Raw genomic sequence first — 12008 nt, 5'->3', positions numbered from 1 at the left:
CGTCGAGGCCGTCGACAGTGAAGCGCATGGCAATAGTTATACACGTCGAAGCGAAACGTATAGCCGAGAATGACGGACTGTTCGGCACCCGTCGACTCGTTCTACTCGATGCGGATGTAGCCGTCTCTGTCTTCGGGGGGAAGCGCCGCTTTCGTGCCCGTTCATACGGGTCCCGGTGACGTCGAAACCCGACACGTTCGATTCGCCACGGAGCGGCATCGCTCGAGCAACCGACCGAAAACCGGCGGGTTTTACGCCCGCCACCCAGAGACTACGCATATGAGCAACGACGAGTTTCCGACGGATCGTCCCGCGGTGGTGACGTGTGGACTGCCCTACGCGAACGGGGACCTCCACATCGGTCACCTCCGGGGGTACATCGGGGCGGACGCCTTCACGCGCGCCCTCGAGACACTCGGCCAGCAGACCGCCTACGTGAGCGGTTCGGATATGCACGGCACCCCGGTCGCCGTCAACGCCGAGCAGGAGGGCGTCGAACCGGACGAGTTCGCCCTGGAGTGGCACGAACAGTACGAGGAGACGTTCCCGCAGTTCAACGTCGACTTCGACAACTACGGTCACACTCACGACGAGACCAACACCGAACTCACCCAGGAGATCGTCCAGACCTTAGACGAGGAAGGCTACGTCTACGAGAAGGAGATTCAGGTCGCCTACGACCCCGACGCAGACCAGTATCTCCCCGACCGCTACGTCGAGGGCACCTGTCCCTACTGTGGCGAGAAGGCTCGCGGCGACGAGTGTGACGAAGGCTGTCAGCGCCACCTCGAGCCGGGCGAGGTCGAGGACCCGAAGAGTACGATCACCGGCAATCCTGCGGAGTACCGCGAGCGAGCGCACAAGTTCTTCGAGGTTTCGGAGTTCGCCGACTTCCTCACCGAGTTCCTCGACGGCCTCGAGGGGACCTCGAACGCCCGGAATCAGCCCCGGCAGTGGATCGAAGAGGGCCTTCAGGACTGGTGTCTCACCCGGGACATGGAGTGGGGGATCGACTACCCCGGCGAGGAGGAACGGGACGTCGTCCTCTACGTCTGGGTCGACGCACCGATCGAGTACGTCGCCTCGACGAAACAGTACAGCGAGCGCGTCGGCGAAGACGAGTACGACTGGGAGCAGGTCTGGAAGGAAGACGGCGAGATCGTCCACGTCATCGGCCGTGACATCATCCAGCACCACACCATCTTCTGGCCCGCGATGCTCGAGGGGGCAGGCTACAACAAGCCCCGCGGCGTCGCCGCGACCGGCTTCATCACGATCAACGGCAAGGGACTCTCGACCAGCCGTAACCGCGCTATCTGGGCGAAAGAGTACCTCGAGGAAGGGTTCCACCCCGACCTGCTGCGGTACTACCTGACGACCACGGGCGGTCTCCAGCAGGACGTCGACTTCTCCTGGGACGCCTTCCAGGAGAAGGTCAACGGCGAACTCGTCGGCACCGTCGGCAACTTCTGGTACCGCTCGCTCCTCTTTGCCTACCGCAACTACGAGGGCACCCCCGAGACCGACGTCTCCGAGGAGGTCCACGAGCGCATTCAGGACGGCATCGAGGGCGTCCGCGAGAGCGTCAACGATTACGACCTTCGGGGCATTGGGCAGTCCGCGGTCCAGCTAGCCCAGTTCGGCAACGAGTACATTCAGCGCCACGAACCCTGGAAACTCACCGACGACGAACCCGAGAAGGCCGCACAGGTCATCCGCGACTGCGTCCAGATCGCCAAGGCCGTCGCCGTCCTGCTCGAGCCAATCGCGCCGGACAAAGCCCAGAAACTGTGGGAGCAACTCGGCGAAGACGGCGAGATCGCCGACACCCACCTCGAGGCCGCCCTCGAGTCCCCGCCACGGAACTTCGCGGAACCGGGCGAACTCTTCGAGAAACTCGAGGACGACCGCGTCGCGGAACTCAACGAGAAACTCGAGGAGCGAGTTGCCGCCGCCGCGGACGACGAAGAAACCGAAAGCGACGACACCACTGGCGACGAAACCGGTGACATGGTAGACGCAGACGACCTCGAGCCGCTCGCGGACGAGCGCATCGAGTTCGAGGACTTCCAGGAACTGGACATCCGCGTCGGCCGCATCGAGTCGGCGGAAGGCATCGAGGGTGCAGACGACCTCGCGCGACTCGAGGTCGACATCGGCTTCGAGACCCGCCAGGTCGTCGCGGGTATCAAGCAACTGCACGACCTCGACGAACTGCCTGGTGAGAAGTGTATCCTGCTCGCGAACATGGCGAAAGCCGAACTGTTCGGTGTCGAGTCCAACGGGATGATCCTCGCGGCGGGCGAGGAGGCGGACCTGTTGACGACCCACGACGACGCTGAACTCGGCGAAAAAGTGCGATAGAGCGGTTCCCTTTTCCGGTTTTCGTCGTTCGATCCCGAGTGCCGTCAGAACGGCAGTCCGAGGACGTTCCAGTAGGCCAGCAGCCAGCAGAAGCCGGCCATCGCGAGAACGACGAGCGTATAGTGGACTCGAGACGGCAGCCCCCACCACTGCTCGCGCCAGGCCTGGACGCCGGCGACTGCAGCCACGACCGTTCCGACCGCGCCGAGGAGTCCGACCAGCGAGACGAGACCGAAGCCGAGCGGCGGATCGCTAAACAGGGTGTAGGGGTTGAACAGGTACGCGATCACGGTCCCGACGACGACTGCGAACAGACAGGTGATCGCACCGCCGGCGATCCAGCGCGCTCGAGCGGGCGAGAGCAACGATTCCAGCGACTCGAGGCGCGTATCCGTATTGGAACCGGTACCGGTTTCGGTTTCTCCACCATCCGATGCAGGCGAAGTCGTATCGTCGCTCGTCCCGTCGGAACCGGGTTTCGAGCCGGTCTCGGAAGGACTGGGCTCCGAATTGGCTCCAGAAGAGCTGGATGCCGAGTCCGTTTCGGCAGTCGACTCCGAACTGGTCTCGCGGATCACCCGCACCCCACGCGCCAGCGGCCAGCCGAGCGCTCCCGAGAGCATCCCGAGGGTCGTCGTGCCTGCGACGCCGCCGTGAAACGCCAGCGTCTCGTGGCTCGAGACGCGCTCGAAGGCCTGGAATCCCAGGAAGAGACGCGTGATCTCGCCGTCGGTTTCGCCGAACGCGAGGGTTGTCTCCCCGTCCCGTTCGTCGAATACCAGCGGTTCGCGTTCGACCCAGCGATCCGGACCGCCGCCGAAGTCGGTGACGAGATAGCCGTCGTCGTCGACGGTGACGTCGACGCTTCCCGCCTGAAGTGTCGAAGGAAGCCGCGCCATCGTCGATTCGGCGATTTGCGTTCCGCGGTACGTGCCCGCGAGGTCGTCGGCCCGTTCCGGCTGTCCGTCGGGTGCCGGGACCTCGGATTCACCGTCATCGTCGTTGGGCAGAAACTCCTCGAGAAACGCCTGGCGAAACGCGGGTGCGGCTTGCTGGCCGCCGTCGGTGTTGTACGCGAGGACGAGCGCGAGGTCTGCCGCGGGCACGACCAGGAAATCCGTATAGAACGAGCCCGGAATGTGCCCGTTGTGCCAGAGCGTCCGGACATCGCCGTAGCTGTCCTCGAAGAGCCCGAACGCGACGCCGTCGAGTGCGTCGTGGTGGGTGAACCATCGGTCGTGAAACTCGTCGACCGTCTCGGCCTCGAGGATCCGTTCGCCGTCGACTTCGCCGCTCTCGAGGTGAGCGCGGGCGAGCTGTGCCACGTCGGTTACGGTCGCCGACAGCGAGCCTGCGGGTGCGAACTCGAGGGCGAGGCCAGGTGCCTCCATCGGCGTTCCCGTGAGGCTGCTGTAGCCGGTCGCGGCGTCGGCGGCGAGGTCGTCGGGGAGTGGCTGTTCGAACGTGGATCGCTCCATGCCCAGTGGGTCGAACAGTTCCGTCTCGACGTACTCCGCGAAGGGCGTTCCCGTCACGTCGGCGACGACCTGTGCGGCAAGCGCCGTCCCGTAGTTCGAGTAGGAGACGACCTCGCCTGGTGGCCGGACGCGGTCGGGTTGCTCTTCCGAGAGTACGGTCGCCAGCGTGCGCATATCGTCGGGGCCGTCGACCCACGTTCCGCGAAACCGCTCCTCGAAGCCGGCGGTGTGGGTCGCCAGGTGCGCCATCGTGATCGGTTCGTCGTACGTGTCGGGGATGGACACCGACTCGAGGTAGGTCGTCACGTCCTCGTGTGGATCGATTCGGCCGTCCTCGATCAGTTGCATCGCGGCGGTCCAGACGAACGGTTTCGAGACCGAGCCGAACCGAAACAGCGTCTCGTCGGCCACGACCGGCGTTTCCGCCCCTGTGTCGGTCTCGCCGTAGCCGTTCGCGAGGACGATTTCGTCGTCGTGGACGACCGCAACGGCGGCACCGACGATACCGTGTTCCTCGAGATGCGTCTCCATTCGGTCGTCGACGAACGATTCCAGTCCCTCGAGGTCGACGTCGACCGACTCGGTGTTCTCTGGCGTTCGCGTCCGGATCGTTTCCCCGGTTCCGTCCTCGGCGCGGACGCTCCGTGACCCGTTGCGGGCGAGCGAGCCGAGTCCGAGGAGGGCGACGCTAGAGCCTGCGAGCAGTCGTCTGCGGGTAAGTCGCGACATCGATGATAGTCGACGGTTCTCGCGACGACGACAAATGTATTTGGAGCAATATTTTACTCCCGGGCGAGAGAGTGAGAGCGATGGCGAACGACCAACGTGGCGTCGAACGGCCGGCGGACCCGTTCAAGGCGCTCGGCAACGAGACGCGCCTCGAGATCATCCGGACGCTGTACGATCGAACCCGGGGATCGACCGGTGGCGACGCGACGCTCCCGTACTCGACGCTTCGTGATGCGGTCGGGATCGAGGACAAGGGGAATTTCAACTACCACCTCCGGCAACTCGACGGAACGTTTCTCGAGGACGACGGCGACGGCTACCGACTCACGTTCGCCGGGTTCGAGATCGCGAAGGTGATCGACGTCGACGCCTGGCGATCGCACGAGGCGTGTGGACCGATAGTGCTCGAGGAAGGCGACGGCGAGAACGAACCGTTGACTGCAGTGTACGAGGACAGCGTCGTGAAGGTTCGACGCGGCGACGACACGCTGTACGCCCACGCGGTCAGGCCCACCGGCGCGGCCGATCGGGAGATGGAACTGCCGCGCCTGCTCGAGGTCGCCGCGACGCTGTGGCGACACACGATCGAACAGCTACTCGAAGGGATCTGTCCGTACTGCCAGACGGCCGTCGAACGGTCGGTCGAGGTCGACGAGGCGGCCGTCTGGACGTACTCGTTCGGCGCGACCTGTCCGGAGTGTGGGCCGCTCGGTGGCTCACACGTCGGTATCGCTGCACTCACCCATCCCGCAGTCGTCTCGTTTTACTGGGAACGCGGCGTCGACCTGACCGACCGACACCCCTGGACGCTCCCGTTCGTCGACGACGAGGCAGTCACCGTCGTCGAGGACGAACCGCTCGAGGTGCGAATCGACGTCGAACTCGAGGGTGATCGGCTCGCGGTGTTCGTCGACGATGAGGCTCGAGTCGTCGACACCGAACTGCACGGATAACACTCAGATTTCGTCGACCAGGTCGGCGAACTCGTCGGTTTCGACGGCCTCCATCGTCTGGCCGTCGAGTCCGTGCCGGCGAAGCGTCAGCGCGGCCTTGAACGCCGATTCGCGGTCACCGGCTTTGAAGACGACCAGGAAGTCGTGTTCGCCGAGAATAGCGTACGAATCCACGAGTTCGGCTTCGTGTTCCTCGAACTCCGTCCTGATTTCGCCCCAGATCGAGACGAGTTCCTGCGTGTTCTGGACGTCTCTATCCGTGAGTTCGATGAGCGACACGTACGTGTTCATGCTCGATGGGGACACGACCACGCGGAAAACGGTTGGCGTGGCACAGGACGGCATCAAAATGGACTCGTGACCGAGTAAACCACCGCCCTTTTTGGCAGTGCTCGGGCTATCTCGAGCCATGAGAAACGCGAAGATCGTCTGTACGCTGGGGCCGGCGTCGAACGACCAGCGGACGATCCGGGAACTCGCCGAGGCCGGGATGTCCGTCGCGCGGCTAAACGCGAGCCACGGCAGCCGCGAGGATCGGGCCGACCTCATCAGTCGCGTTCGGACCGTCGACGGGAATCGCGACGAACCCGTCGCCGTCATGCTCGACATGCAGGGACCGGAGGTCCGAACCGCGCCTCTCCCGGAGGGAGAGACGGTGACGCTCGAGACGGACTCGGAGATTCGATTCGTCGAGGGCGACGAGGCCTCTCCGGAGACGGTCGGACTCTCACTGCCGATCGACCCCGTCGAGCCGGGCGACCGGATTCTGCTGGACGACGGGCTGATCGAGACGACCGTTTTGGCGTGTGAGGACGACGCTATCCGAGCCCGCGTCGACACCGGCGGCGAACTGGGCGGTCGCAAGGGCGTCAACGTTCCCGGCGTCGACCTCGACCTGGACATCGTCACCGAGAGCGACCGGAAGGACCTCGAACTCGCCGCCAGGAAAGACGCCGACTTCGTCGCGGCGAGCTTCGTCCGGGACGCCGAAGACGTCTACGAGGTCAGCGAAGTGCTCGAGGAACTGGACGCGGACATTCCGATCGTCGCGAAGATCGAACGGGCTGGAGCCGTCGAGAACCTAGAAGAGATCGTCGACGCCGCCTACGGCGTGATGGTTGCACGCGGCGACCTCGGCGTCGAGTGTCCGATGGAGGATGTCCCGATGATCCAGAAACGGATCATCCGGACCTGCCGGAACGCCGGTTCGCCGGTCATCACCGCGACCGAAATGCTCGATTCGATGGTAACCGCCCGACGGCCGACGCGAGCGGAGGCTTCCGACGTCGCGAACGCCGTCCTCGACGGCACCGACGCCGTCATGCTCTCGGCCGAGACCGCGGTCGGCGACCACCCTGTCGAGGTAGTCGAAGCGATGGACAGCATCGTCCGCCAGGTCGAAAACTCCGAGGAGTACGAGGAACTGCTCGAGCAGCGCGTTCCGACCGCTGGCGACGCACGGACCGATGCCCTGGCGCGGTCGGCACGCTATCTCGCACGCGACGTCGGTGCGGACGCCGTCGTCGCGGCGACCGAGTCCGGCTACACTGCTCTGAAGACGGCCAAGTACCGGCCGGGCGTTCCGGTCGTCGCTTCGACGTCGAACGACGGCGTGCGCCGCCAACTCGCGCTCTCGTGGGGCGTCACACCGCTGTACGCTCGCGTCTCCGGCCAGGGTGCCGACGCGGTCGTCGAACGGGCTGTTCAAGCCGCACTGGACGCCAGCGTCGCCGACAGCGGCGACACGGTCGTCGTCCTCTGTGGGATGATGACCGACCTCGAGGGGGCGAACACGACCAACATGATGAAGGTCCACGTCGCAGCAGATGCGCTGGCGACGGGCCGGGTCGTCGTCGGCGGACGGGCAACCGGTCCCATCGCCCGCGTGCCCGGTGGCGATCTCTCGGACGTTCCGGAGGGAGCGATCGTCGCGCTCCCGGCGGACTTCGACGACGAGTTCGACGGCGACCTCGCAAAGATCGGCGGGATCATCGACGCCGAACGCGGAATGACCGGGTATCCGGCGCTCGTCGCCCGCGAGATGGACGTCCCGATGATAAGCGACGCCGAGGTGTCGGCAATCGACGAGGGGACCACGGTCACTGTCGACGCCGAACGCGGCGTCGTCTACGCCGGTGAGATAGACGGCCGAACGGACAGGCCCTGAGATCGAAACGGGAACACGCGACGCCTGCGGTACCACGGGTTTTTGACGGCTGGCCTACTACGCACGGACATGGCAGACGAGGCGTCCGATACGAACGAAGCGGGCGATTCCGGCCGGGAGCGATCGTCGGACCCTTCCTGGGGATCGAACGCGGATCCATCCACGTCCGAGGACGAACGGATCCCGATGAACCTCTCCAGGGACGATTCCGCCGACAGTGATCGATCGGCCACCGACGACGAGTCGGAAAGCGACCCCTACGCCCCCGAACCGGGATCCGCGCGTGTCGAAGCCGGCGATCCAGACCTCGAGAACGTCCTGTTCGTCCTGCTGGGCGCGATTGCGATGTTGCTCGCAATTGCTCACGTCGTTTCTCTCCCGCTCTAACAGTACTTCCACGACTACGGTCGTCCGTTCTCGCGCCACCGTAACCCTCGTAACAGCTAAAAGACCGCCGTGTGATGTGTTGGCTATGAGTTCGGTCCAGGGGATCCTCGAGCAGTATGCGTCGGAGACGCCCTACGAGGAACTCGCGCGGGCATTTCTCGAGTATCGTCGCTGGACCGGCGACGATCCGCGACTCCTGCTCGCGGAGGCGGCCGCCTCGACGACTGGCCAGGGTTTCGAGGACGGTATCAAACCCGCCGTCGAACGCTTTCGTGAGGCGTTCGTCGAGACCGACCGGATCGACTCGTTCGAGGACATCGCGGCTCTCGACCTCGAAGACGAGGGCCTCGTCGAGGCCTTCGGCGCGGAGCGAAAACGCCACGTCCTCCTCGAGGCTGCCGACGTACTCGCAGCTCGCGAGGAGGCCGACGACCTCGCGGCGCTTGCGGGATGGGCGGCCGAAGCCGACCACTACCGGTACGACGAGGACCCGATCGGATCGATCGCCGGCGTCGGCCCCTCGACGTTCCAGTATTTGCGACAACTGGCCGGCGTCGACGCCGTGCGGCCGGACCCGGACGTCGTCGAGTTCGTCACCGACGTCGACGCGGATCTCGACTCCTCCCCGCTCGATACCAGTACCGCTCGCGCTACGATCGCCTCCTGTGAGTGGCTCGCGCTGGTCTCGTCGTTCCGGCCGCTCGAGATCGACCGGATCGCCTGGTGGGAGTTCACCGACGAGGACGAGCGAGAGGCCGTCCTCGAGGCGAGCGACCAGCAAACGGACGGGCTACTGTAAGTCATTGGCGGCGCAACCGAGCGCTCCTTGCGGTTGCGCCGGTACACCGTGGCAGAGAACCGTCTCAAACCGTCGACTCCTGTAACTCCTCGAGACCGTTCTCGGCCTCGGCTTTCGTCGTCTCGAGCGGATCCGTGACCTCGCCGGGCAAATTCATCCGATCCGCGAGGGCAAGCAGCGTCTCGAGCCTGGTGATCTCGAGGCGTTCGATCGCCCGACCGAGTTCCATCTCGATCAGATCGCCCAGCACGGGATCCTGCAGATCGCCGACGAGTTCGTCCCGTCTGGCACGGAGGCCATCGAGTGACGCGCTCTCGATCGGCCCCGGTTCGACCTCGACCTCGATCGCGTCGAAGATCGGCTCGAGTCGGCCGATCTGTTCGGTGGTGCGCTCGCTGTGGGCCGTGAAAAAGTCCTCGAGTTCTTCGTCGGTCGCGGCCTCCGCGAGTTCGGCCTGGAGGTCCTCGAGTTCGCGCTCGATGTGGTAGAGTTCCCGCAGCGTCCGGGCGAAGAGGTCGCGTTCGCTTTCGATCATGCCGGTCGGTCTCTCCACAGCCGGATGCAAAGAGGTTCGGCCGTCGATTGAAACGCCCGTGGTCTCGAGTTGTACGGAACCCCACGGCGTGGACGGGCAACGAGTAAATCCGCTTGCCGACGATCAACCGTCCTGAAAGGGAGTATCCGAACGATGTATCGACTCCGAGAGATGTATCGTTCACCGGGTGACCCATTGTCACCCGTTGCGAACCGACCAGTAGATTCCGTTATGTGACTGGCGCTGAAACGCTTATTCGAGGGGGATCGAAATGAAAGTATCCCAAACGTTTCGAAACGGCAGCGGAAAAGAGCTGTACGAGTGTCGAAATTGCGGCAAGAAACTCGCAGAAGACACCGACGAATGTCCCAACTGTAGCTGGACGGGGATCGCTCACTACGAATTTTGAACCAGACTGCCGAGCCGTCGTACTATTCCAGTCGTGCGTCCGTAATCCGTAACTGTCCGCGCGTCCCCTCCCACTCCGTCTCGTACTCCAACGCTATCCGCCGATCCATGTGTGGCCCATCCACAACCAGCGTCTCGAACTCCCCACCTTCGCCGAGAACGTGGACGCCGTACTCGTCGTTGAGTTCCTCGAGTTCGGCCAGCGCCTCGTGGTCGATCGTCCGACCCAGCCACGACTCGTCTAACCCGTGAGCGGCGACCTGGATGATCGCGATTTCGAATCCGGCCTCGAGCATCGCGTCGGCGAGTTCGCGGGGGTCTTCCTGCCAGAGCGGAGCGAATAGCTCACATCCTAGACGGTCGCACATCCCTTCGATTCGGCTCGTCTGATACTCGCTCTCGACGGCACCCGCGGTGACGCCAGCGATGCCGTCCTCGAGTTCGTCGTCGAGTTCCCGCAGGGCCGCCTCGAGGGGCTCGAGTTCGTCGTCGCCCTGTGCGCTCGAGTCGGTGACGGCGTCGGCCTCGAAGTCGTCCGGTTCGACGTCGACGAGGTCGATCCCGACGCTCTCGGCGGCCAGCGTCGCCAGATCCGTCGCGGGGACGTGATACATGTAGGAGTCGCCCGCGGGATGGACGGTAACCAGCCGTCGAACGTCGAGTCCTGCCTCGAGGGCCCGGTACAGCGCCCACGAGGAGTCTTTGCCGCCCGAAAAGAGGCTCACCCACGCACCCTCGGTCTCGTTCATGGTTGTGGGTCGAGTGCCGACAGTAAATGCGTGACGAGTCGTCACTCACCGTCGTCCGAGTCGTCTCGATCGACTTCTGTGTCGGACGCCTCGGTCTCCCGTTTTACGTCCAGTCGCGGATCCGACTCGAGGTCACGGACTGTCTGGCTCTCGCCACCGCCGGAATCCGGGCCGCCGTCGGTGAGTTCCGACTCGGCTCTCGAGTCGCTGTCGTCGGTCAGCGCCAGTTCGTCCCTGCCGCTGAAGATAGCGGCGAACCGTGCGCCGACGAGACTCACTGCGATCGCGGTAACGACGAACAGCGTCAGCCGTCCGCCGGACGTGAACTGGAGTCCGTCGATCACCGGCGGGATGAACTCGCTGCTGGGTACTTCCAGCGGGCCGATTACGTCCTGTTGCTGGAGGAAGTACGCCGCGAAGCCACGGAGCACGAGCGCGACGGCGAGCAGGATAAACGGCAGGTTGAGATAGGAGCGCCTGACGGGGTCCTCGCCGATGATCTCGTCGAGGATGCGGCCAGCACTCGCCGTGATACCGGCCATCGCGAGCCACGGGATGCTGTCGAAGACGAACTGCATTACGGGCACGAACACGCTCTGGGGATCGTCGAGACCCGAGACGCCGAGTGCACCGGCGAACAGGCCGACGAGCGTCAGTCCGGCCGCGACGACGTAGGTGACGACCGACACCTGCCCGGAGTACAGCGACTCGCGGGCTTGATGAGTAACTCCGGTCATGATCTCGTCGGCGTTGAACCCTTTGTACAGGAGGAACAGCCCGATAACAGTCGTGATTGCCGCAGCACCCTGTGCAGCACCGAATCGCATCGCGAGTATCGGAAAGACAAGCAGCGTGATCCCGACCGGAACGAGGATCGTCTGCCGGAGTTCTTCGTCCGCGAGGAACTGCTTGAGCAGGTAGTAGGTCGACTCGATGTCTCTGGCCTGCCGGACGACGACCCGATCGACGGAGTCGACCTGCACGCGGCTCTCGACGATCGGCACCAGCCGTTCGTCCTCGGCGCTGTCGATGACGACGACCGCCGAATCGGGGTCGTGTTCCTCGATGAGTTCGTCCAGCTGGCGCGCAACCGTTCTGTCGGCCGAGACCATCGACTCCCTGTCTCCGGAGACGACCGCCACGACCGTCTCCTCGTTCTCGTCGCGAAGGTCCTGTGCAACCCGCAACGTCTCGAGCAGGGAATTGACTCCCGAATCCTCCGGATCCGCAAGCCCGATATCGGTCACGAGCGCACGAATTGCCTCCCAGCCGACGATCGGGGTCCGTAGCCCGGTCTTGCGACCCACGTCGTCGGTCCGGTCGAGACGAACGACCAGCGTTGTCACGGTTTCCGTTCAGTTCCGTGTGACGATAAAACCACTTACTTATCGAACCGATTCGCACTCGAGTCGAGTGAAAGTAACCGGACCGATCCACGC

10 protein-coding genes are annotated in these 12008 nt (G+C 64.4%); 5 read left to right on the top strand and 5 right to left on the bottom strand.

Annotated elements, in window-relative coordinates:
* Window positions 1-279 precede the first annotated feature (279 nt).
* The gene (metG, locus tag BLR35_RS05495; RefSeq protein WP_090378517.1) at window positions 280-2364 is read left to right on the top strand and encodes a methionine--tRNA ligase; all 2085 of its coding nucleotides are present in this window, start codon (window positions 280-282) and stop codon (window positions 2362-2364) included.
* Window positions 2365-2408: 44 nt separating this feature from the next.
* Here metG and BLR35_RS05490 read toward each other — a convergent pair whose 3' ends face one another.
* Window positions 2409-4571, bottom strand: a complete 2163-nt coding sequence (locus BLR35_RS05490; protein ID WP_090378514.1) for a serine hydrolase domain-containing protein — start codon at window positions 4569-4571, stop codon at window positions 2409-2411.
* An 80-nt stretch (window positions 4572-4651) separates the two neighbouring features.
* On the opposite strand from BLR35_RS05490, the gene BLR35_RS05485 reads away from it, so the two are divergent.
* Window positions 4652-5524 (top strand): winged helix-turn-helix domain-containing protein, encoded by an 873-nt coding sequence (locus BLR35_RS05485; RefSeq protein ID WP_090378511.1) that lies wholly within the window; start codon window positions 4652-4654, stop codon window positions 5522-5524.
* Between the two features lie 3 nt (window positions 5525-5527).
* Here the strand turns inward: BLR35_RS05485 and BLR35_RS05480 are convergent, their stop codons facing one another.
* Window positions 5528-5815: a GYD domain-containing protein gene (locus BLR35_RS05480; protein WP_090378508.1), complete on the bottom strand. Its 288-nt coding sequence runs from the start codon at window positions 5813-5815 to the stop codon at window positions 5528-5530.
* A 118-nt stretch (window positions 5816-5933) separates the two neighbouring features.
* On the opposite strand from BLR35_RS05480, the gene pyk reads away from it, so the two are divergent.
* From pyk to BLR35_RS05465, 3 genes are all read left to right on the top strand, one after another.
* The gene (gene pyk / locus BLR35_RS05475) at window positions 5934-7691 is read left to right on the top strand and encodes a pyruvate kinase (RefSeq protein WP_090378505.1); all 1758 of its coding nucleotides are present in this window, start codon (window positions 5934-5936) and stop codon (window positions 7689-7691) included.
* 69 nt (window positions 7692-7760) lie between these two features.
* Window positions 7761-8078, top strand: a complete 318-nt coding sequence (locus tag BLR35_RS05470; protein WP_090378502.1) for a DUF7312 domain-containing protein — start codon at window positions 7761-7763, stop codon at window positions 8076-8078.
* Between the two features lie 85 nt (window positions 8079-8163).
* Window positions 8164-8877 (top strand): hypothetical protein, encoded by a 714-nt coding sequence (locus tag BLR35_RS05465; protein ID WP_090378499.1) that lies wholly within the window; start codon window positions 8164-8166, stop codon window positions 8875-8877.
* 64 nt (window positions 8878-8941) lie between these two features.
* Here the strand turns inward: BLR35_RS05465 and BLR35_RS05460 are convergent, their stop codons facing one another.
* From BLR35_RS05460 to BLR35_RS05450, 3 genes are all read right to left on the bottom strand, one after another.
* Complete coding sequence (locus BLR35_RS05460) at window positions 8942-9412, bottom strand: YciE/YciF ferroxidase family protein (protein ID WP_090378496.1); 471 nt, start codon at window positions 9410-9412, stop codon at window positions 8942-8944.
* Window positions 9413-9843: 431 nt separating this feature from the next.
* On the bottom strand, window positions 9844-10569 hold the full coding sequence (locus BLR35_RS05455) for a diphthine--ammonia ligase (protein WP_090378493.1): 726 nt from the start codon (window positions 10567-10569) through the stop codon (window positions 9844-9846).
* Between the two features lie 41 nt (window positions 10570-10610).
* Window positions 10611-11915, bottom strand: coding sequence for a DUF373 family protein (locus tag BLR35_RS05450; protein WP_090378490.1), 1305 nt, complete (start codon window positions 11913-11915; stop codon window positions 10611-10613).
* Between the last annotated feature and the right edge of the window lie 93 nt (window positions 11916-12008).

The sequence above is a fragment of the Natronobacterium texcoconense genome (genome assembly GCF_900104065.1).
GTDB lineage: Archaea > Halobacteriota > Halobacteria > Halobacteriales > Natrialbaceae > Natronobacterium > Natronobacterium texcoconense.
The sequence above is the reverse complement of the archived record's forward strand: the minus strand, read 5'-3'. Positions and strand labels throughout refer to the sequence as shown.

Coding starts and splice junctions, on each gene's coding strand:
- BLR35_RS05470 (WP_090378502.1), top strand. CDS start 7,761: ATGGCAGACGAGGCGTCCGATACGAACGAAGCGGGCGATTCCGGCCGG.
- BLR35_RS05480 (WP_090378508.1), bottom strand. CDS start 5,815: ATGAACACGTACGTGTCGCTCATCGAACTCACGGATAGAGACGTCCAG.
- BLR35_RS05485 (WP_090378511.1), top strand. CDS start 4,652: ATGGCGAACGACCAACGTGGCGTCGAACGGCCGGCGGACCCGTTCAAG.
- metG (WP_090378517.1), top strand. CDS start 280: ATGAGCAACGACGAGTTTCCGACGGATCGTCCCGCGGTGGTGACGTGT.
- pyk (WP_090378505.1), top strand. CDS start 5,934: ATGAGAAACGCGAAGATCGTCTGTACGCTGGGGCCGGCGTCGAACGAC.
- BLR35_RS05490 (WP_090378514.1), bottom strand. CDS start 4,571: ATGTCGCGACTTACCCGCAGACGACTGCTCGCAGGCTCTAGCGTCGCC.
- BLR35_RS05460 (WP_090378496.1), bottom strand. CDS start 9,412: ATGATCGAAAGCGAACGCGACCTCTTCGCCCGGACGCTGCGGGAACTC.
- BLR35_RS05455 (WP_090378493.1), bottom strand. CDS start 10,569: ATGAACGAGACCGAGGGTGCGTGGGTGAGCCTCTTTTCGGGCGGCAAA.
- BLR35_RS05465 (WP_090378499.1), top strand. CDS start 8,164: ATGAGTTCGGTCCAGGGGATCCTCGAGCAGTATGCGTCGGAGACGCCC.